General features: G+C 64.0%; 19 protein-coding genes. 8 read left to right on the forward strand and 11 right to left on the reverse strand.

Features of this window, described 5'->3' with window-relative positions:
- The gene (locus PMI42_RS35050) at positions 1-237 is read left to right on the forward strand and encodes a tautomerase family protein (protein WP_008144155.1); all 237 of its coding nucleotides are present in this window, start codon (positions 1-3) and stop codon (positions 235-237) included.
- A gap of 32 nt (positions 238-269) precedes the next feature.
- The gene (locus tag PMI42_RS35055; protein WP_008144157.1) at positions 270-1,514 is read left to right on the forward strand and encodes an MFS transporter; all 1,245 of its coding nucleotides are present in this window, start codon (positions 270-272) and stop codon (positions 1,512-1,514) included.
- An 18-nt stretch (positions 1,515-1,532) separates the two neighbouring features.
- Here PMI42_RS35055 and PMI42_RS35060 read toward each other — a convergent pair whose 3' ends face one another.
- Positions 1,533-2,993, reverse strand: a complete 1,461-nt coding sequence (locus PMI42_RS35060) for a flavin-containing monooxygenase (protein WP_035967541.1) — start codon at positions 2,991-2,993, stop codon at positions 1,533-1,535.
- Between the two features lie 133 nt (positions 2,994-3,126).
- Here PMI42_RS35060 and PMI42_RS35065 point away from each other — a divergent pair, with 133 nt between their 5' ends.
- Positions 3,127-4,224 carry a hypothetical protein gene (locus tag PMI42_RS35065; protein WP_157195874.1) on the forward strand — a complete coding sequence of 366 codons (1,098 nt, stop codon included), beginning with the start codon at positions 3,127-3,129 and terminating at the stop codon, positions 4,222-4,224.
- A gap of 147 nt (positions 4,225-4,371) precedes the next feature.
- On the opposite strand, the gene ahcY is transcribed toward PMI42_RS35065, so the two are convergent.
- From ahcY to PMI42_RS35080, 3 genes are all read right to left on the reverse strand, one after another.
- Complete coding sequence (ahcY, locus tag PMI42_RS35070; protein WP_008144164.1) at positions 4,372-5,793, reverse strand: adenosylhomocysteinase; 1,422 nt, start codon at positions 5,791-5,793, stop codon at positions 4,372-4,374.
- Between the two features lie 123 nt (positions 5,794-5,916).
- Positions 5,917-7,113, reverse strand: a complete 1,197-nt coding sequence (gene metK / locus PMI42_RS35075) for a methionine adenosyltransferase (protein WP_008144166.1) — start codon at positions 7,111-7,113, stop codon at positions 5,917-5,919.
- Between the two features lie 63 nt (positions 7,114-7,176).
- Complete coding sequence (locus PMI42_RS35080; protein WP_008144169.1) at positions 7,177-8,532, reverse strand: hypothetical protein; 1,356 nt, start codon at positions 8,530-8,532, stop codon at positions 7,177-7,179.
- A gap of 174 nt (positions 8,533-8,706) precedes the next feature.
- On the opposite strand from PMI42_RS35080, the gene PMI42_RS35085 reads away from it, so the two are divergent.
- From PMI42_RS35085 to PMI42_RS35095, 3 genes are all read left to right on the forward strand, one after another.
- Positions 8,707-10,413 carry a caspase family protein gene (locus tag PMI42_RS35085; protein ID WP_008144171.1) on the forward strand — a complete coding sequence of 569 codons (1,707 nt, stop codon included), beginning with the start codon at positions 8,707-8,709 and terminating at the stop codon, positions 10,411-10,413.
- Between the two features lie 224 nt (positions 10,414-10,637).
- Positions 10,638-11,567, forward strand: coding sequence for a DUF2167 domain-containing protein (locus PMI42_RS35090; RefSeq protein WP_008144173.1), 930 nt, complete (start codon positions 10,638-10,640; stop codon positions 11,565-11,567).
- Positions 11,564-12,289: a site-2 protease family protein gene (locus PMI42_RS35095; protein ID WP_008144174.1), complete on the forward strand. Its 726-nt coding sequence runs from the start codon at positions 11,564-11,566 to the stop codon at positions 12,287-12,289. Before PMI42_RS35090 ends, PMI42_RS35095 begins: the two co-directional genes overlap by 4 nt.
- Positions 12,290-12,478: 189 nt before the next feature.
- Here the strand turns inward: PMI42_RS35095 and PMI42_RS35100 are convergent, their stop codons facing one another.
- The 6 genes from PMI42_RS35100 to PMI42_RS35125 all read right to left on the reverse strand — a co-directional run bounded on the left by PMI42_RS35100 (position 12,479) and on the right by PMI42_RS35125 (position 18,350).
- A complete protein-coding gene (locus PMI42_RS35100; RefSeq protein WP_008144176.1) occupies positions 12,479-13,597 on the reverse strand; it encodes a cobalamin-independent methionine synthase II family protein in 1,119 nt (372 codons plus the stop codon).
- Positions 13,598-13,617: 20 nt separating this feature from the next.
- Positions 13,618-14,334, reverse strand: coding sequence for an ABC transporter ATP-binding protein (locus PMI42_RS35105; protein ID WP_008144178.1), 717 nt, complete (start codon positions 14,332-14,334; stop codon positions 13,618-13,620).
- Positions 14,327-15,082: an ABC transporter ATP-binding protein gene (locus PMI42_RS35110; protein ID WP_008144180.1), complete on the reverse strand. Its 756-nt coding sequence runs from the start codon at positions 15,080-15,082 to the stop codon at positions 14,327-14,329. The genes PMI42_RS35105 and PMI42_RS35110 overlap by 8 nt, the downstream gene beginning before the upstream one ends.
- On the reverse strand, positions 15,079-16,107 hold the full coding sequence (locus PMI42_RS35115) for a branched-chain amino acid ABC transporter permease (protein ID WP_008144182.1): 1,029 nt from the start codon (positions 16,105-16,107) through the stop codon (positions 15,079-15,081). Before PMI42_RS35115 ends, PMI42_RS35110 begins: the two co-directional genes overlap by 4 nt.
- Before the next feature lie 8 nt (positions 16,108-16,115).
- On the reverse strand, positions 16,116-16,985 hold the full coding sequence (locus tag PMI42_RS35120; protein WP_008144184.1) for a branched-chain amino acid ABC transporter permease: 870 nt from the start codon (positions 16,983-16,985) through the stop codon (positions 16,116-16,118).
- 186 nt (positions 16,986-17,171) lie between these two features.
- Entirely contained in the window at positions 17,172-18,350 is a 1,179-nt protein-coding gene (locus PMI42_RS35125; RefSeq protein ID WP_008144186.1) for an ABC transporter substrate-binding protein, read from the reverse strand.
- A 520-nt stretch (positions 18,351-18,870) separates the two neighbouring features.
- Between PMI42_RS35125 and PMI42_RS35130 the strand changes: the two genes are divergently transcribed.
- Complete coding sequence (locus PMI42_RS35130; protein WP_008144188.1) at positions 18,871-19,155, forward strand: hypothetical protein; 285 nt, start codon at positions 18,871-18,873, stop codon at positions 19,153-19,155.
- Between the two features lie 40 nt (positions 19,156-19,195).
- On the opposite strand, the gene purU is transcribed toward PMI42_RS35130, so the two are convergent.
- Complete coding sequence (gene purU, locus PMI42_RS35135) at positions 19,196-20,059, reverse strand: formyltetrahydrofolate deformylase (RefSeq protein WP_008144190.1); 864 nt, start codon at positions 20,057-20,059, stop codon at positions 19,196-19,198.
- A 141-nt stretch (positions 20,060-20,200) separates the two neighbouring features.
- Between purU and PMI42_RS35140 the strand changes: the two genes are divergently transcribed.
- Complete coding sequence (locus tag PMI42_RS35140; RefSeq protein ID WP_008144192.1) at positions 20,201-21,040, forward strand: uroporphyrinogen-III synthase; 840 nt, start codon at positions 20,201-20,203, stop codon at positions 21,038-21,040.
- The last annotated feature ends 116 nt before the right edge of the window (positions 21,041-21,156 follow it).

Consider the following 21,156-nt stretch of genomic DNA (forward strand, 5'->3'; position numbering starts at 1 on the left):
ATGCCCATTGTCACCATTCAAGTGACCCGCGAGGGGACGACGCCGGGAGCGGCGTCGCTCACCGCGGAGGAGAAGGCGGCGCTGATCAAGGGATCGAGCCAGCTCCTGCTCGACGTGCTCGGCAAGCCGCTCGAATCCACCTTCGTCGTGATCGAGGAAGTCGACACGAGCAATTGGGGCTGGGGCGGCCTGCCCGCGCAGGAATTCCGGCGCCGCCGCGCAAGCCCGACAGGATGATCCGCCCGCCATCGTGCGCGCAGGAGGATGACATGACCAAAGCAAATATGAAGCAACACATGGAGACCCGGCTGCGCCAGCAGCCGGGATTGGACAGACAGCAAACGTCTTCGCAGCAGGCTTGGCGATATGCGGTGGCGGGCTTGTCCGCTTCGCTGGTCGGGCTTGGTCTCGCCCGCTTTTCCTATACCCCGCTGATCCCGGCGCTGATTGCCGCAAAATGGTTCAGCGCATCCGACGTCGTCTACCTCGGCGCGGCTAATCTTTCCGGTTATCTCGCCGGCGCGCTCGTGGCACGAGCGGTGGCCACCCGGATCGGCGCGGTCCGCGCGCTCCGGACGATGATGCTGCTCGCCACCCTTTCCTTCTTCGCAAGCTCAGCCCCAGTCTCGTTCACCTGGTTCTTCGCCTGGCGCTTCCTCTCGGGGTTTACCGGCGGCATCATCATGGTGCTGGCAGCGTCCGTGATTTTGCCGCACACTTCGGCCGCAAGGCGCGGCATCGTCGGCGGTGTGATCTTCGCCGGCGTCGGCCTCGGCGTCGCGGCATCGGGCACGCTGGTGCCCCTGTTGCTTCAGCAGGGCCTGCAGCAGAGCTGGTATGGCCTCGGCGTGCTCTCGGCCGCGCTCACGCTCGCGAGCTGGTGGAACTGGCCGGCTGACGGCAAGACTGTTGCGCCGCCTTCACATCAGGCAAAGCACCATCACGCCTCGCCGGCTGTCCGCGCCTTGCTGGTCCAGTACGGCCTCAACGCGGTGGCACTGGTGCCGCACATGGTCTTCATCGTCGACTTCGTCGCGCGCGGCCTCGGCCAGGGCATCGCCGCGGGATCGCGCTACTGGGTGCTATACGGCCTTGGCGCGATCGTCGGTCCGCTCGTCACCGGCCATCTCGGTGACCGCTCGGGCTTTGGTCCGGCCCTGCGCGCGGCATTTCTGATCGAGGCGGCCGCCGTGCTGCTGCCGACCGTCAGCACCACCCCGCTTTCGCTGATCGTGTCGAGTGTCGTGGTCGGCGGCTTCACGCCCGGCATCGTGCCACTGGTGCTCGGACGCATCCACGAGCTCGTCCCGGACGCGATCGAGCAACAGCGCGCGACATGGAGCCACGCCACGACCAGCTTTGCGCTGTTCCAGGCGGCCGCCGCTTACGGCTTCTCCTGGATCTACGCGCAGACCGGTGGCGACTATCTGGTCCTGTTCGCGCTCGGCGGCGGCGCCGTAATACTGGCGCTCGCGATCGACCTTGGCCTCGCGCTCACCACGCGCAAGGCATAGAGGTAAACGCCGACGTGATCAGGAATAGCGCATCACGCCGTCGTCGATCTTGCCGAAGCGCAAGGAGACGATGTCGAGCGCGTAGTTCTGGTACAGCCGCCACGGCTGCTTCGAACCCTGCTTCGGCATCTTTGCGACCGAACGCTGCACGTAGCCCGAGGTGAAATCGAGCGAGGGCTGCGCGGTGATCTCGGGATCGTCATTGTGCGGCATGGCTTGCCGGAAATTATGCCGGTCCATGTAATTGATGAGCCGGCAGACATATTCACAGGTCAGATCGCATTTCAGCGTCCAGGACGCGTTGGTGTAGCCGAAGGCCGACGCCATGTTCGGCACGTCGGCATACATCATGCCCTTGTAAGTCAGGGTCTTCGCGAAATCGACGGCGCGGCCGTCGACGCTGATCTCGAGGCCGCCGACGACCTGGAGCACAAGCCCCGTCGCGGTGACGATGATGTCGGCCGCAAGCTCGCTGCCGTCCTTCAGGCGGATGCCGTCACGCGTAAAGGTGTCGATCTCGTTGGTGACCACAGCGGCGCGCTGCTCTCGGATCGCCTTGAAGAGATCGCCATCGGGCACGAGGCAGAGCCGTTGGTCCCAGGGATTGTAGCGCGGCGTGAAATGGGTGGCGACGTCGTAATCGGGCCCGAGTGCCATCTGCACGCCCTTAAGAACCAGCTCCTTAACCTTTGCGGGCCGGCGCCGGCTGAGCTGGAAGAAGAACATTCCCCACATCACGTTGCGCCAGCGGATGACATGATAGGCCAGCCGCGTCGGCAGATTGCGGCGCAATTTGTTGGCGACGGGATCCTGAGCCGGGCGCGACACCACATAGGTCGGCGAGCGCTGCAGCATCGTGACCTGCGCCGCCTTCTTGGCGAGTTCAGGCACCAGCGTCACCGCGGTCGCGCCGGAGCCGATCACGACGACGCGCTTGCCCGCATAGTCGATATCCTCGGTCCATTTCTGCGGATGCACGATCCGGCCGGCGAAGTCGGCCACGCCCGCAAACTCCGGCGTGTAGCCCGCCTCGTATTTGTAATAGCCCGGGCACATGAACAGGAAGTTGCAGGTGAAACGCACGAGCTCGGTCGCGCCCTCGCCCGTGATGCGTTCGGCCTCCACGGTCCAGCGCGCCTCCGGCGTCGACCACGCCGCGCGCTTGACGCGATGGCGGAAGCGGATGTGCTTCTCGATGCCGTTCTCGGCCGCCGTCTCGCGCACGTAGTTCAGGATCTGCGGCCCATCCGCGATCGCCTTCGGATCGGTCCACGGCTTGAAGGAATAGCCGAGCGTGAACATGTCGCTGTCGGAGCGGATGCCGGGATAGCGAAACAGGTCCCAGGTCCCGCCGATGCAGTCGCGCCCTTCCAGGATGACGTAGCTCTTGGTCGGACACTTGGCCTGCAAATGATAGCCCGCACCGATGCCGGACAGGCCGGCACCGACGATGAGAACGTCGAAATGGTTGGGCATCATCATGTCCTTTCCGGAAGCTCTTTCGACCCGGAGCTGCAACTCGACTGACGCGGCATTGAGCAGATAGCCGCTCAAAGTCCCGGCAATCCGGGGATCTAAGCACCGTCCGACCAGCTTGTCAGTTGGAACAAACTTGGCTATTCAATTAGACATAGTACCTGAAATATTTTCAACTGTTCGTCACGCGTCGGCTTTTGGTTGGGGGATTGCAGTGGATGGGCAAGGACACGTAGGGCCGGACGGCGGGCAAGGCCATGGCAAGCACGGCGACGCGGATGGCGGCGAGCAAGACCACGTCCATGCGCACGAAGAGACGCCATCGATATCGAAGTGGCTCAGTCTGGTCTGCGCGCTCGTTGCCGGGGGCCTGATACTCCATACCATCGAACACTCTTCTCTCCAGGACGTCCGGGACTCTGCCTGGAAGATATGGGCAAGAGGAACGCTCTCGAGCTCTGATGACGCCGCCAAAGCATGGCGCGAGCAGATGCAGATGAATGCCAATACATTTGCCTTCGCTCCCCAAGGCGCCAAATACATCGACCCTCTTCGTGAGCTCTCCAAGAGCGGCGACAAGGACATCGCATGTCCCGCGCTCGTGAGGCTGGGCTATGCATACTTCTCGATCGGCGAATTCACAAAGGCTGGCGCGGAATTGGATGCTGCGGAAGCCAGGTGCTCCGAGAGGAAATCGGCGGAAGACAACCACGGGAAGAAATCGGCCGAAGAGGACCACGAGAAGAAATTGATGGAAGAGCTCCATCAGAAGAAGCTGATGGAAGAGATCCATCATTTGCACGGCAGAGCGCACAACGAGATGGCGCGCCGTAGAGAGCTGCCAGAGACCGTCCGCCGTGCCTACGAAGAATTGGCCTGGAACAGCTTCAACATGTCCCTGACACAGCTCGACAAGGACAAGCGCGAGTTCACCGCAGTCACGGTCCTGCAGATGTGCACCCTGTCCGAGCATCGGCCGGACGGCAACTTGACGGAACTGCAGCGGCATCTGGAGGATGCCATAATCGACCGGCGTGCATTGGAGTACAAGTTGATCGACAATCTAACGCATCAGGAAAGGTCCATTCGGAGAACCGTTGAAGTTCGGGCAAAAAGCAGGCTCGAAGCTGCAAATCAGGGATCACAAGGGACTTCCAGCAAGGACACCAAAGACACCAACGAGTCATCGAGCAACCTGACAGATATTCTCAAACCTGCAGATACTCGCCACTAAGTCCAATACTCCGAGGCGAGCTTGTCGCCCTTCAGCGGAAGCCGAACAAATCCGGCCGCCGACCCGGCAGCGCCCAAGTCAGCCACCCAAAAGCAATCGCCCGGCACAGGGCCGGGCGAGACGGGACGACGGAAGAGAATTCCGTGATCAGTAGCGGTAGTGGTCGCTCTTGTAGGGACCTTCCTGCTTGACGCCGATGTAGTCAGCCTGGTCCTTGCGCAGCTCGGTGAGCTTGACGCCGATCTTGGCGAGGTGCAGGCGCGCGACCTTCTCGTCGAGGGTCTTCGGCAGCACGTAGACTTCCTTCTTGTACTTGCCGTCCTTGTTGTTGGCGAACAGCTCGATCTGCGCCAGCGTCTGGTTGGTGAAGGACGCCGACATCACGAAGGACGGATGGCCCATCGCGTTGCCGAGGTTCACGAGGCGGCCTTCCGACAGCATGATGATGCGGTGCTTGTCGGGGAATTCGATCTCGTCGACCTGCGGCTTGATGTTGGTCCACTTCAGGTTACGCAGGCCCGCGATCTGGATCTCGTTGTCGAAATGGCCGATGTTGCAGACGATGGCGCGATCCTTCATCGCGCGCATGTGCTCGATGGTGATGATATCCTTGTTGCCGGTCGCGGTGACGAAGATGTCGGCGCGGGGCGCCGCGTCTTCCATCGTCACGACCTCGTAGCCTTCCATCGCGGCCTGGAGCGCGCAGATCGGATCGACTTCCGACACCATCACGCGGCAGCCGGCCTGGCGCAGCGAGGCGGCCGAGCCCTTGCCGACGTCGCCGAAGCCCGCGACCATCGCGACCTTGCCCGACATCATCACGTCGGTCCCGCGGCGGATGCCGTCGACCAGCGATTCACGGCAGCCATAGAGATTGTCGAACTTCGACTTGGTGACGCTGTCGTTGACGTTGATCGCCGGCCACAGCAGCGTGCCGGCCTTCTGCATGTCGTAGAGACGATGCACGCCCGTGGTGGTCTCTTCGGAAACGCCCTTGATGCTCTTGGCGATCTCGGCGAAGTAGCCCTTCGGCTTCTCCTTGAGCTGCTTCTTCAGCAGCGCGAAGAAAACTTCCTCTTCCTCGGAGCCGGGCTTGTCGAGGAAGGCGGCGTCGCCGTTCTCGGCGCGCAGACCGAGATGGACGTACATGGTGGCGTCGCCGCCGTCATCGAGGATCATGTTCGGATGACCGCCGCCGTGCCAGTCGAACAGCTTTGCGGTGTAGTCCCAGTACTCGGCCAGCGTCTCGCCCTTGACCGCGAACACCGGAATGCCGGCGGCCGCGATCGCGGCGGCAGCGTGGTCCTGCGTCGAATAGATGTTGCAGGAGACCCAGCGAATATCGGCGCCGAGCGCGGCCAGCGTCTCGATCAGCACGCCGGTCTGGATCGTCATGTGCAGCGAGCCGGCGATGCGCGCGCCCTTGAGCGGCTGCTTCGGGCCGTACTCTTCGCGGGTGGCCATCAGGCCGGGCATCTCGGTCTCGGCGAGCGAGAGTTCCTTGCGGCCGAAATCGGCGAGCGAAATGTCCTTGACGATGTAATCGGTGAAGCCGGGCTTCGCGTTCATAGGAGGTTCCTGTTTGTTTGACTCGTCATTCCGGGGCGCTCGTGAAACGAGCGAACCCGGAATCCGGAAGTTCGAGATTCCGGGTTCGCTGCTGTCGCAGCGCCCCGGAATGACGCAAGTGAACTAGAGCGCGCGCTTGAGCGGCTCGACGAGATCGGTCTTCTCCCAGGAGAAGCCGCCCTCGTTGTCCGGCGTGCGGCCGAAATGGCCGTAGGCCGAGGTGCGCGCGTAGATCGGACGGTTGAGGTCGAGATGGGAACGGATGCCGCGCGGGGTGAGGTCCATCGCCTTGGCGGCGGCCTTCTCGAGCTGATCCTCCGACACCTTACCGGTGCCGTGGGTGTCGATGTAGATCGACAGCGGACGCGCCACGCCGATGGCGTAGGCAAGCTGAAGCGTGCAACGGTCGGCGAGACCGGCGGCGACGATGTTCTTGGCGACGTAGCGCGCCGCGTAGGCGGCCGAACGGTCGACCTTGGTCGGATCCTTGCCGGAGAACGCGCCGCCGCCATGCGGGGCCGCGCCACCATAGGTGTCGACGATGATCTTGCGGCCGGTGAGACCGGTGTCGCCGTCAGGACCGCCGATGAAGAACTTGCCGGTCGGATTGATGTGCCAGATGGTCTTCGGCGTGATCCAGTCCTTCGGCAGCGCCTCGCGCACATAGGGCTCGACGATGTCGCGGATCTGCTTGGACGAGATGTCCTCGACCAGATGCTGGTGCGAGACCACGATCTCGCGCACACCGACCGGCTTGCCGTTCTCGTACTGCACGGTGACCTGGCTCTTGGAGTCGGGGCCGAGCACCTTCTCCTTGCCGGAGTGACGGGCTTCGGAGATCAGGCGGAGGATCTTGTGGGCGTAGAAGATCGGCGCCGGCATCAGATCGGGCGTCTCGTTGGTGGCGTAACCGAACATGATGCCCTGGTCGCCCGCGCCCTCTTCCTTGACTTCGCCCGGCTGCAGCGCATCGACGCCCTGGGCGATGTCGGCCGACTGCGGATGCAGCAGGATCTCGATGTCCGCCTTCTGCCAGTGGAATCCGTCCTGCTCGTAACCGATGTCCTTGATCGCGGCGCGCACGACGCTCTCGATCTGCTCGTTGGTGACGGAGGCGGGACCACGGGTCTCACCCGCGATCACCACCTTGTTGGTGGTCGCGAGCGTCTCGCAGGCGGCGCGGATTTGCCACGGGTCGATGCCGGCTTTCGGCCCCTCGCGGTAGAACAGATCGACGATTTCATCGGAGATCCGGTCGCACACCTTGTCCGGATGGCCCTCGGACACGGACTCGCTGGTGAAGAGATAGGACGCGCGCATCAAGTAACCCCTTGTTCCGCCACCCGACGGCGGTTCGTTTGCGATGTTTAGCTTTGGATGATGTCAATCACGCCGGCGCGAGATGACGTAGGATTCGTCAAGAAACCAGAGCCCGTTGTACTTTCTCAGCACGTCCCTGGCGGCATCCAGAGTGCGGCCGTTTTGAGTCATTTCTGCCAATCGGTCGTCCTCAATCTGAGCGACATACACCGCCGCATTCCAGGCTGCAAAGGCCGTCGAGGTTCCGATGGAGCCGGTTACCTCGTTGGGCAGCGCTTCCATATCATACCTGAAGATCGAGCGGTTATCAGCGTATGCATTAAAATTTAAGTCGCGGCCCAACGACCCGAGCTCGTACTTCACGGCGCGCAATAGCTCATGACGGCTGACCGAGAAAGGATTTTCTCCAGGCCAGATCGCCTGGATCATTTCCATGCCCGGATCCTGCCCGTGGGAGTGGATTCCGATCAGGCGGCCGCCCGATCGCAGGGCCCGCGCCAGGGGCGCGATGATCCGTTTGGCCCGGAAATTGACCGAGGACAGGGCGCGGTAGGGCTGGGAGGCGATGACGAGGTCGAAATTAGCCTCGGTCTGGCCCGGCCGCGGAATGGTCGAGTCCAGCAGGAACCTGTGGTCCTCGCGATAGAGCACCAGCACGACAGGCCGCTCGTACAGCGGCATGGCCGTCCGCGGGCTGATCGCCGCGCGCCAGTTCTGCTCCAGGAATGGCTTCAGCTCCGCAATCTGCTGCTCGAACTCGCCCGATGACGCCCCCCGCAGCGGAACCTCGTGCCAGACCGTGGCGGCGGCCGCCGCGGGCGAGGCCGGCGTGAGCCAGGGCGCCTCCGAATAGAACATGTTGGTGAAGACGAACACCGACGCGGGGTGCTCGAAAATGCGGTCCGGCACCTTCTCCAGCGTCAGGCGCAAATCCTCGAGGCTGAGCTCCTTGCCGGCGACATAGAACGGCATGTGCGGATAGCGCTGGTGCGTGGCCCGCAGCACCCGCGCCAGCACCGTCCCGTCGCCAACGCCCGCGTCGAAAATGCGCAGGGCCGGCGGGCGCGGATGGATGGCGGCAAGCTCCAGCGCAACCCTGTCCGCGATCACCCGCTTCTCGCTGCAGGTGTGGACGAACAGCAGGTATTTCTGGCGGTTCTCGAAGAAGCGGAAATTGCCGCGCGGATCGCGCTTCTCGGGGGGCACCTGAAGCCCTCGCGGCGGTGGCAGGCCACCGGTGGTCGATGCGGCGATATACGCCTGGATCCGCTCGAGCGTGTCGATGGTGATGCGCTTGCCCTCGCGCAGCCGGTGCACCAGCTTCCCATCGTTCACCGCGCGCCGGCCAAACGTCGATTCCGCCATGCCCGCCTTGCGGCAGAACTCCGTGATCTGGCTCAGGATTTCGTCGTTCTTCATCAGTGGGACAGCAGTGGGCAGGAGGAATGCGAGCTGCCTGTTAACAAATTCTGCCCACTGAGGGAATAGGAGACCGCATCCTCTCCCCTGCCGCGTTCGCGACGACGGGCGGGATGAACCCCACGGCTTCGCCGGGCAACAAACAAGCGCTTCTCCTCCTGTCGGACGACCGCCATGCGCTGCCTGCTCGTCGCGTTTTGCCTGCTCACCGCCGCGCTTTGGTCGGCGCCCGCCGCCGCGCAGGCGCGCAATCAGCTCGGGCCGCTCTGCACCACCGAGACCACGCCGGCGGACCAGATGGTCGAGGCCTGCACCCGGATCATCGCGCTGAAGGTGTTCAGGGGCGAGCAGCTCGCGACCGTCTATTTCTGGCGCGCGGTGGGCTGGAACAAGAAGGGCGACTACGCCAAGGTCATTGCGGACACCACCGAGGCGATCCGGCTTCAGCCGAGCCAGGCGGCCTATAACCTCAGGGGCTCGGCCTATTACGACAAGGGCGATTACGACATCGCGACCGCCGATTTCGACGATGCGCTGAAACTCGGCCCGCCCAGCGGCATCATCTTCCACAATCGCGGCAATGCCTGGCGCGGCAAGGGCGACTACGCCAAGGCGATCACCGACTACGATGCCGCCATCAAGGCCGATCCGAGATCGGCGTTATCGTTCCAGAACCGCGGCATTTCGAAGGAAGCACTCGGCGATCTCGACGGCGCCCTCGCCGACATCAACCAGGCCATCCGGCTTGATCCGACGCTGCCGCAGCCGCTGATCAACCGCACCTCGATCTGGCGCGCCAGGGGCGATCTCGATCGCGCCATCGCCGATGGCAGCGAAGCGATCCGGCTCGCCAGGGAAAAGCCTCCGACCAACATCATGACGCCGCCGAACAGCGTGCTGATCTCGGGCTATACCCATCGCGCTTTGGCTTATGAAGCCAAAGGCGACTACGCCCACGCCCGGGAGGACTACAAGGCGACACTGGCAATCGTGGCGTCCGATGCTGGCAGCAAGGCCAGCCAGGCAACCGCAAAGGTGCGACTGTCGCTGGTGACGGATGCCGCCGCGCCGATCCCGCGCGATGCACCCGCACCGACAACAACTCCTGCCCTGCAGCAGACAGGCGCGACTCCACCCCCCTCGCCTGCCCCGGCCGTTCGCGGCACGCGCATGGCGCTGATCATCGGCAACGGCGCCTATGCACATGTGAAAGCGCTGCCCAATCCGCCGAACGACGCACGCGCCGTCGCCAGGAGCCTGCGCGACATCGGCTTCACCGTGTCGGAGGGCGTCGATCTCGACCGCGCCGCGATGCAGAAGATGACGCGCGATTTTTTGCGTGACGCAGCCCGGGCACAAGTGGCCGTGGTGTATTATGCCGGTCACGGCGTACAGGTCGACGGCCGCAACTATCTCATTCCCGTCGACGTCGAGCTCAAGCCTGGCGCGGGCATGACGGAGGCGATGATCGACATGGACACGATCATGGCCGGCCTCGACGACCAGGTCCGCACCAACATCCTGATCTTCGATGCCTGCCGCAACAATCCGATGGCGCAGCAGGTCGCGTCCGCGGATGTGAACCGCGGCATCGATGGTGCCTCGGGGCTTGCGGCACCGACGAGCTTAGGTGCCGGCGCAACATTAGGCGCGGGCACGCTGATCGCCTTCGCCACCGCGCCGGGCCAGGTCGCACTCGACGGCGAAGGCGCCAACTCGCCGTTCTCCGCCGCACTGTCGCGCCATATCGGCACGCCGGGGCTGGAGGTGCAGCAGATGCTCACGCGCGTGCGGGCCGAGGTGGTGTCGACCACGAAGAGCAAGCAGGTGCCGTGGTCCAACTCGTCGCTGCTGGGCGAGGTTTATCTGGCGGAGAAGTGAGGACTGGGCGCCATCACCGGTCGGGAGCTCGCGCCGCCAGTCCCCCCGTTTCCGCAGGGAATGACAGCGGAGGACGGAGCATCCGCCAACGCCCAACGCGCCAAAATTGCAACAACCCGAGAGATAGTCGACCGCAACCTGCGGCTGCTCTATTCCGTCGCATATCGTTATCCTAAAGTGCCGGCAACGCCGATCATCGGCGGACTGATTGCTGGGGAAATCTGGTGAAAAAATTCATTGCCGCCGTCGGCATCATCCTGTCCGCTATACTCGGATCGCAGTCTGGATTCTCTCAAAATGCGCCGTCGAGCGAGGCGACACGGAAGGCGGAGCTGGCCGCCGCATGGCAGGCGGCCGGCAATGCGGGCACAGCCGGCCCTGCCGACATTCCCCTGATCGATCAGGCCACGCTGAAAATCCCGACCGGCGACTTCTTCGTGCCAAAGGCGGAAGGAGCACGGGTCATGCGCGCGCTCGGCAACGTCGTCCACGACACGAATTTCGTTGGCCTCGTGCTCGGCACCCGGCAGAACGACAACTGGCTGGTGGTGATCAACTACATCAAGGAAGGCTACATCAAGGATGATGCGGCCAAGGACTGGAACGCCGACGACCTTCTGAAGAACCTGAAGGAAGGTGTCGACGAGTCCAACAAGGACCGTGTCGCCCGCGGATTTCCCGAGATGGAAGTGATCGGCTGGATCGAGCCGCCGAAATACGACGCCGTGGCGCATCGGCTGGTCTGGTCGGTCCTCGGCAAGGACAAGGGCGCAGCGGACGACTCACGCAAGGACGTCAACTACAACACCTACGCCTTGGGCCGCGACGGCTATTTCAGCCTGAACCTGCTGTCGGACTCGAGCCGGATCGCAACAGACAAGGGGGCGGCCCACGAGCTGCTCGCCAACCTCTCCTATCAATCCGGCAAGCGTTACGAGGATTTCAGCGCCTCGACCGACCGCATCGCCGAATACGGACTGCTCGCACTGATCGGCGGCGTCGCCGCCAAGAAGCTCGGCCTGTTTGCCCTTGCGCTCGCCTTCGTGCTGAAATTCGCGAAAGTCATCATCTTCGGCCTCGCGGTGGCCGGGGCCGGCGTCATGAAATTCTTCCGCCGCAAGCCGCGCGACGATTCCGCCGGCGGCGCCGCATGAAGACTCTCTTCCTGCTGCTGTTCTCCGGCCTGAAATGGGGAAAGCTCGCCACCAGCGGTGGCACCATGCTGCTGTCCCTGGCGGTCTACGCCACGATCTGGGGCTGGCGCTATGCGGCAGGCATCATCGCACTGCTGTTCGCGCACGAAATGGGTCACTACCTCGCCGCGCGCCAGCGCGGCCTCGACGTCGGCGCGCCCACCTTCATTCCGTTCGTCGGAGCCTGGATCGCACTCAAGGACAAGCCTGTGGACGTCGAGACGGAGGCCTATGTGGCGATCGCGGGCCCGGTGGTCGGAACGATCACCGCGCTCGCAGTCTATCTGTGGGCCAGATCGGAGGACAGCGCCCTCCTGCTTGCGATCTCCTATGCGGGTCTGTTTCTCAATCTCTTCAACCTGCTGCCGATCTCGCCGCTCGATGGCGGCCGGGTGACGGCCGTCCTGAGCCCGCGAATCTGGTTCGTCGGCGTGCCCATCCTGATTGCGGTCATGCTGTATCGGCCGAGCCCGATGCTGCTCATCGTGGCGATCCTGGCGGCCCCGCAGCTGATCAGCGCGTGGCGCTACGATCCGCACGCGCCCGAGAACGTCGCCTATTACGGCGTCCCGCTACAGACCAAGCTCGAATATGGCGGCGCCTATCTTGCGCTCGCAGCCCTGCTTGCGGTCATGACCTACGATGTCCACGAGATGCTGGGGCCGATGACGCGGACGGGGTAGCGAGGACTCGTCGCGATTGATGTTCGCCACACACTCGCTGTCATCGCCGGCCTTGACCGGGGCGATCCAATACGCCGTGACGAATGTGTTTCAATCGATCGGCCGCAGCGTACTGGATTCCCCGCTTTCGCGGGGAATGACAGTTCGAGTGTGGAGAGGCCTCCCGTCACTCACGGCTACGTGGCAAACCTAGTTGCCCCACACTTCCTTCGCAATCTCCACCGCGAGGCTGAGCTTGGCCCACTGCTCTTCCTCGGAGAGGATGTTGCCCTCTTCGGTCGAGGCAAAGCCGCACTGCGGCGACAGCGCGAGCTGCTCCAGCGGCGCAAACTTGGAAGCTTCCTCGAGACGGCGCTTGATGTCGTCCTTCTTCTCGAGCTCGCCGAACTTCGAGGTGATGACGCCAACCACGACGACCTTGTTGCCCTTGGGCAGGAAACGCAGCGGCTCGAAGCCGCCGGCGCGGTCGCTGTCGTATTCGAGGAAATAACCGTCGTAATTGGTGCCGGCGAGCATGGTCTCGGCCACCGGCTCGTAGCCGCCCGAAGAAATCCAGGTCGAGCGGAAATTGCCGCGGCAGACATGCGTCGTCACCACCATGTCGGCGGGCTTCTCGGCCAGCGCGTAGTTGATGACGCGCGCGTAGATCTGCTGGAGACCATCCGGATTGTCGCCGCGCTCGCGCGCCTTCTGAAGCTCGTCCGGCGAGCAGAGATAGGCCCAGACGGTGTCGTCGAACTGGAGATAGCGGCAGCCGGCGTCGTAGAACGCTTTCACGGCCTTGCGGTAGGTCTTGCCGAGGTCTTCATAGAAGGCGTCGAGATCGGGATAGACGTCCTTGGAGATCGCCTTGCGGCCGCCGCGGAAGTGCAGCACGGCCGGCGACGGGATCGTCATCTTGGCGGTGACGTGGGCCTGGTCGGCGGACTTCTTCAGGAAGCGGAAGTGGTCCAGCATCGGGTGGTCGTCGGGGAAGTCGAGCTTGTCGATCACCCGCACCGCATCGTGACGGGTCTGCACGCCCGCGAACTGGATGCCGGAATCGGGGTGGAACAACTCGCAGCCGGTGAGCTTGGCCAGGAAGTCGAAATGCCACCAGGAGCGGCGGAATTCGCCGTCCGTTGCGAGCTTCAACCCGACCGAGGCCTGCTTGTGCACGACCTTCTCGATCTCCATGTCCTCGATCTTGCGCAGATCGTCGGCCGAGATCTCGCCCTTTTCGAGCTTCGCCCGGGCTTCCTTGATCTTGGCGGGGCGCAGGAGGCTGCCGACCTCGTCGGCGCGGAAGGGGGCTCTGGTTCGCTGCATTTCGTGTTTCTCCCGAAATTCTAGTGGGCCGCCGCCCCTGCGACACCGAGGTGGCGCTCTAGGACCGACGGGTCGGCCTTCAGCGCGGCGCTCGGGGCGTCGTGGACGATCGTTCCGCGCTCCAATATCACAACGCGGTCGGCGAGCCCCAGAATCTTTTGCGCGTTCTGCTCGACGATGATGGAGCAGATACCGCCCGCCCGGGTGATGCTCCCGATCGCCTTGAGCAGCTCCTCGACAATGATGGGGGCAAGGCCCTCGGTCGGCTCGTCCAGCAGCAGGACTTTCGGGTTGAGGGTCAGCGCGCGGCCGATCGCCAGCATCTGCTGCTCGCCGCCGGAGAGCTGGTTGCCAAAATTGCCCCGCCGCTCCTTCAGCCGCGGAAACATCTCGTAGACCTTCTCGACCGTCCAGGGGCCCGGCTGGGCCACCGCGGTCATGTTCTCCTCGACCGTCAGCGAGCGGAAGATGTTGCGCTCCTGCGGCACCCAGCCGATGCCGGCGCGCGCCCGCTGGTCGGGCCGCAAGGTGGTGACATCCGTGCCGGCGAGCGCGACGGTGCCGGAGAAGCGGCGGGTGACGCCGACAATGGAGTTGATCAGCGTGGTCTTGCCGGTGCCGTTGCGCCCGAGCAGCGCCAGAACCTGCCCCTCGGCAAGGTTCAGCGTCATCTTCGGCAGCACCACGGCCTCGCCGTAGCCGGCGCGCAGGGCCTCGATCGCGAGCAGGTCAAACATTGACCGCCTCCTCGCCGAGATAGACCGCCTTCACCTGCGGATCGCGCGCGACCTGCTCGGGCGGGCCTTCCGTGAGCAGCGCGCCGGATACCAGCACGGAGATACGGTCGGCGAAGGAGAAGACGAGGTCCATATCGTGCTCGATCAGCAGCACGGTGACGTCGCGCGGCAGGCTGCCGACGACCGCAAGAATGTCGTGGCGCTCGCTCTCGGGCACGCCGGCGGCGGGCTCGTCCAGCAGCAGCACCCGTGGCTTCGCCGCGATCGCGACCGCAATCTCGAGCAGGCGCTGCTTGCCATAAGGCAGCGTCACGGTTTCTTCGTTCATGACGTCGAGCAGATGGAAGCGCGTCAAGAGATCGGCGATCTCGTCGTTGACGTCGCTGCGCGTGCCCATCCGCCGCCACCAGTCGCCGCCATGACCGAGGCGCTCGGAAACGGCAAGGCCGATGGTTTCGAGCGGCGTCAGGTCGGGATAGAGCTGATTGATCTGGAAGGTGCGCGACAGGCCGCGCAGCACGCGCTTGTGCACGGGCAGATCGGTAATGTCCTGGCCTTCGAGCAGGATGCGGCCCGAGTTCGGCTTGAGCACGCCGGTGAGCTGGTTGATGACCGTGGTCTTGCCGGCACCGTTCGGGCCGATCAGCGCGTGGCGGGCGCCCTGCTCGATCTTCAAGGACAAATCGCGCGTGACGCGCAGGCCGCCGAACTGCTTTTCGAGGTTCCGGGTTTCGAGTGCGATGGTCATGAATCGCTCTCCGGCACCGCGACGACCGCTTTGCGCCCCGCGACCTGCTTGATGATCAGGTTGGGCACATACAGCACCCAGCGGTGCAGACGCTGGCGCCCGACCAGCACGATCACGACCAGCACGAGGCCAATCCAGAACTGCCAGTATTGCGGGGTGATGGTGGAGAAAAACTCCTGGAGCATGCGGAAGATCACCGCGCCGATCAGGCCGCCATAGAGATAGCCGGTGCCGCCGATCACGAGCACCAGCATCAGATCGGCCGAGCGCTCGAAGGCGAACACGTCGAGCGAGGCGATCGCGGTGGTCTGCGTGAACAGCGCGCCCGCAATGCCGGCATAGAACGCGGCAAGCGTGTAGATCGCGATCAGTCGGCGGTTGACGGGAATACCGATCGCGGCGGCGCGCAGCGGGTTGTTCTTGATCGCGCGCAGCGACAGGCCGAACGGCGAGTGCACGACGCGGCGGGCGAACAGGAACAGCAGGAACAGCACGGCCAGCGAATAGAAGAATCCGGCCTTGCCGAACATGTCGAACGGGATCTCGCCGAAGATCGGCTGCATCTCGATGCCTTGCAGGCCGTCGGTGCCGCCGGTGATGTTGGAGAAGCGCTCGGCGAGCGCCTCCAGCAGCAGCGCGATGCCGAGCGTCACCATCAGGCGCGTGAGGTCAACGCCGCGGATGACCAGGAAGCTGGTGGCAAAGCCGAGCACCATCGCAGCAAGGCCCGCCACGATGAGGGCCAGCACGGGCTCCTTGACGATCCCATGCAAAGCCAGAAGTCCGGCGGCATAGGCGCCGACGCCGAAGAAAGCGGCGTGGCCGAGCGAGACGATGCCGGCATAGCCGAGGATGAGGTCGAGCGACATCGTGAACAGCGCGAGCCGCAAGATGTCCGTCATGATCAGGTAGCGCGTGGGAAATGCGAAGCCGCAGGCCAGCACGACGAGCCAGAAAGCCACTTCGCCATAATGCCAGCGCGCCTGGCGCTGGGCGTGATAACCGACGTCGGAAGAAGCGCTCATCGGCAAACTCAACGCGCGGCCGTGCGGCCGAACAGGCCGTTCGGGCGCCAGATCAGGATCACGATCATCATGGTGTAGATCACGAAGGGGCCCATCTTCGGCACGTAATATTTGCCGGCGACGTCGCCGATACCGAGCAGGAGCGAGGCGAGGAACGGGCCGGTGATGGACGACGAGCCGCCGACGGTGACCACGATCAGGAAGTAGATCATGAATTTCAGCGGGAAATACGGATCGAGGCCGAGGATCTCGGCGCTCAGCGCACCGCCGAGACCGGCGAGGCCGCAACCAAAGGCAAAGGTGAAGGCGAACACCTGCGGCACATTGATGCCGAGGCCGCTCGCGGCACGGGGATCATCGACCGCGGCGCGCAAGCGGCTGCCAAAACGCGTCCTGGCCAGCACCATCTGGAGACCGATAGTGAGCAGCCCGCAGATCACGATGATCATCAGCCGGTAGCGGCCGATGCCGACGCCGAACACATCGAACTGCCCCTGAAGCGCGGCCGGCAGGTTGATGAAGACTCGCGAGGAGCCCTGGATGTAGTCCACGGCAGCGACCGACATGAAGGTCAGACCGATCGTGAACAGCACCTGGTCGAGATGGCTGCGCGTATAGAGGTGACGGTAGAGCGTGCGCTCGAGCAGGATGCCGATCGCGGCCGACGAGACGAAGGCGAGCGGCAGGGCGGCGAAGAACGGCCAGCCCATCCGGTTGACCAGGACCATGCAGACATAGCCGCCGGCCATGGCGAAGGCGCCATGGGCGAGGTTGACGAAGTTCATCAGGCCGAGCGTGACCGCGAGCCCGCAAGCGAGCACGAACAGCAGCATGCCGTAGGCAACGCCATCGAACAGGTTGGTGAGGATTGAGGTCATCGAGAGCCGGAAGTTATCTCAGGTGTAGCCAGGGCCGTGCTGCGCTCCCTCTCCCGCTTGCGGGAGAGGGTCTTTCCGCTGAGAGACTCCCGACGAGGAGAGAACCCTCACCCGGCGCTCTGCGCCGACCTCTCCCGCAGGCGGGAGAGGTGAGAGGAGCGCCCCGGGATGCCCCGCTTTCGCGGGTCACTTCTTGGTCTTGCCGAGATCCTTGACGGCTTCGAAGGTTGCGAACTCGACGTTGTAGAGCTCGCCGTCGACCTTCTCGACCTTGCGGATGTAGATGTTCTGCACGATGTCGCGGGTCTCGGGGTCGATCGAGATCGGGCCACGCGGGCTTTCCCACTTCTGGCCCTTCATCGCCTCGATTAGCTTGTCGCCGTTGGTGTCGCCATTCGTCTTCTTCAGGGCCTCGTAGATGAGGTGGATGCCGTCATAGCCGCTCACGGCCATGAAGCCGGGACGGTTGCCGAAGGCCTTCTTGTAGGCCGCGACGAAGTCCTTGTTCATCGCCGACGGGTGCGCCGCGGAATAGAGATGCGCGGTGACCGTGCCGAGCACGGCGTCGCCCATGTTGTTGAGGAGGTCGTCGTCGGTGACGTCGCCCGGTCCGATCACCTTGATGCCGGCCTTGTCGAGGCCGCGCTCGGCATATTGCTTCATGAAGTTGCCGCCCTGGCCGGCCGGCACGAACACGAAGATCGCGTCGGGCTTGGCATCCTTCATGCGCTGGAGGAACGGCGCGAAGTCGGGGTTGGCGAGCGGCGTCTTGACCTCTTCGACCACCTCGCCGCCACCGGCGGTGAAATTCTGCTTGAAGAAGTTCAGCGCGTCATTGCCGGGCGCGTAGTCGGAGGTGAGCGTCGCTACCTTCTTGATGCCGTTCTTCACCGCCCAGTCGGCGATGATGGTGGAGGACTGCGCCAGCGTGAAGCTGGTGCGCACGATATAGGGCGAACGCTCGGTGATGATCGAGGTGCCGGCTGCCATCACGACTTCCGGAATCTTGGCCTGCGTGGCGAGCGGCGCCGCCGCGAGCGCGGCCGGCGTCACGCCGAAGCCTGCGATGAAATTGACCTTGTCGTTGACGATCAATTCCTGCGCGGCGGTCTTGGTCTTGTCCGGAATCGCCGCGTCATCCTTGAGGATGATCTCGACCTTCTTGCCGGCGACTGCGTCGCCCTTCTGCTGCATGTAGAGCTTGATCGCATTCTCGATCTGCTTGCCGGTGGAAGCCTGGCCGCCCGTCATCGGCAGGATCAGGCCGATCTTGACGGTGTCCTCAGCCTTGGCCGGCGCGATCGCCGCAAGGCCCGCGATGGCCGTCACCGCAGCGATCGCCAGCAATTGTTTGCGTTCGAACATCAGATGTCCCTCCCCTTCATTCCTGACCTCTTGTGCGCCGAACCGAGTACCCGGTTCTTGGCCTCATCTTAGCTCACGCGCGAGTGATGTCGCGCGCCACATGGCGTCTTTCGCGCCCTTATTGTCAATCGGACGTTCGGCGACCATTCGGCGCAAGCCGAGCGTTCCAATTGCCAACGTCGGGATGCGATGTCGCGGTTACATCGGGGTAACCCGAGCCCGATCTTCATCGCACCTATTTGTACGATTGTACAAACAAAATGGACCTGTCAACGAAAAAGCCCCTGCGCCGACCAAGCCAATTTGTCGCGAGCCCTTGCCGCAGTCTAGGAACGCGGCGGTCGGGGTGGATGGAGGATTTCGTCTTTCTTTTGCAGGATTCGGACATCGGGCCCGCCTCGGCGTGCCCGCAAGTGGGTAATAAATTACCTACCTCGAATAAGTCTATATTACCTTGTTGAAGGCTACTCTCGGCCCGCCAGCCAGATCCGGCGTCCAACAGACCGAATTCGCACCCAACATGCTCAAGCCTTTCCGCTCCGTTCTCCCCCTCGTTGCGCTCGCTGCGGGGCTGTCCGGCTGCGGCAGCGTCAACGAGAAGCTTTCGGCCGGAATGGGCGACTACATCCCGCAATGGGCTGGCGGCCTGCCGGCGGACGCACCGCCGCGGCCCGGCACGCCGCAATACGACGCCTACCTGAAGGAGCGCGAGCGCAAGCGGCTGCTGCCGGCGGCGGATCGCGAGAAGGAAGAGCAGGCGCAGAAGGGCGCGACGGGATCGACATCGGGCGGCGCTACGCGCTGAGACAGCGCGCTCCCTCGCCCCGGGGCGAGGTGGAACAGCATCAATCCATAAACACCACGGTCTTGCGGCCGTTGAGGATGACACGGTCGTCGAGATGGTAGCGGATCGCGCGCGCCAGCACGCGGCGCTCGATGTCGCGCCCCTTGCGGACGAGATCTTCCGGCGTGTCGCGATGGCTGATGCGCTCGACGTCCTGGTCGATGATCGGGCCCTCGTCGAGGTCGCGCGTGACGTAATGCGCGGTGGCGCCGATCAGCTTGACGCCGCGCTCATGTGCCTGGTGATAGGGTTTTGCGCCCTTGAAGCCCGGCAGGAACGAGTGGTGGATGTTGATGCAGCGCCCCGACAGCTTTGCCGAGAGATCGTCGGACAGGATCTGCATGTAGCGGGCGAGCACGACGAGATCGGTCCCGCTCCTGGCGACGAGATCGAGGATCTGCGCCTCCTGCTCGCGCTTGGTCTCCTTGGTGACAGGCAGATAGTGGAACGGGATGCTGCCGAAATCGAGCCCGCCATAGACCTCGCGCGGATGGTTGGAGACGATCGCGGCCAGCGTCATCGGCAGCTCGCCGGTGCGCCAGCGGTAGAGGATGTCGACCAGGCAATGGTCGGACTTCGAGACCAGCAGCATCACCTTGCGATGCGCGGCGCGGTCACGCATCTGCCATTCCATGCCGAAGCGCTCGGCGATCGCGGCAAAACCGGTCTGGAGCGCCGTGAGTTCCACGGCGAGATCGGCCGCGGTGAACACCACCCGCATGAAGAACTTCTTGGTCTCGACGTCGTCGAACTGCTGGGCGTCGAGAATGTTCTGTCCGTTATGGGCCAGGAAGGTCGACACCGCCGAGACGATGCCGGGACGATCCGGACAGGACAGGGTTAGGACATATTGATGATCGGGCATGGGCCTTGATGAAGGTTTGGGCAAAGGATGCGGAACGACCTGCGAATTGCGTCCTGCTCTATCACCGACCCCGCCCTTGCGCCAATCCCGACCCCGGAGTCAGGATGAACGGACGATTGAAATTCTGACCGGAGCATGCCCATGGCCGACCGCTTGAACGGCACCCGCATCCTGATCCTGGAAACGCGCGAGGAGGCGCAGTTTTCGAAGCTCTTGGCCGAGCAAGGCGCCGAGGTCGTGCAGTGCCCGATGTTCACCATCGAGGATGCCCCGGACCCCGCCCCGGTCGAGGCCTGGATTCGCCGCGCCATCGACAAGCCCCTCGACGATCTCGTGCTGATGACAGGTGAAGGCCTGCGGCGGATCATGAAGCTCGCGCGCGCCCGCGGGCTCGACCAGGCTCTCGTGGCAGCGCTCGCCAAGTCGCGAAGATTCACCCGTGGACCTAAACCCGGCAAGGCGCTGCGCGAGATCTCGCTCGAGGCGCAGCAGACCACGGAGAAGCCGACCACCGAGGGTGTGATCGAGATGCTGGGCAAGCTCGACCTCAGGGGACGTCGCCTCGGACTTCAGCTCTATCCCGACAAGGACCACGGCGCGCTGACCGGCGCGCTGGCCGCGCAAGGCGCCGAGGTCGATACCGTGCTGCCTTACGTCTACGATTCCAAGGCAGCCGATGCCAGCATCGTCGCCGCCATCGACGACATGGCGGAAGGACGAATCGATTCCATCGCGCTGACCAATCTCGGCCAGGTCCGCCGCCTGATCGAAGCTGCGAAGGCCCATGGCAGCGAGACAAAGCTGCGCGCCGGGCTCGAACGAACCCTGATCGCCTCGGTGGGACCTGCGGTCTCGGGCGAGCTCGCCGCACACGGATTGCGCACCGACGTCTCGCCGGCCGATGAAGCCTATTTCATGCGACCGCTGATCTCGGCGATGGCCACAGCGCTCGCGGAGCGAAAGCCGGCCACAGCGCGCTGATGCGACCTGTCTTCTATCGAAGAGGAGGCGGCGGGAAAGGTTGAGGCGGCGGTGGGCGACGCCATCGGCGACGACGAGGTGGCGGCGGTGGTGGTGGCCGAAAACCGGGAGGCGGT

This window comes from Bradyrhizobium sp. YR681, assembly GCF_000282615.1.
GTDB lineage: Bacteria > Pseudomonadota > Alphaproteobacteria > Rhizobiales > Xanthobacteraceae > Bradyrhizobium.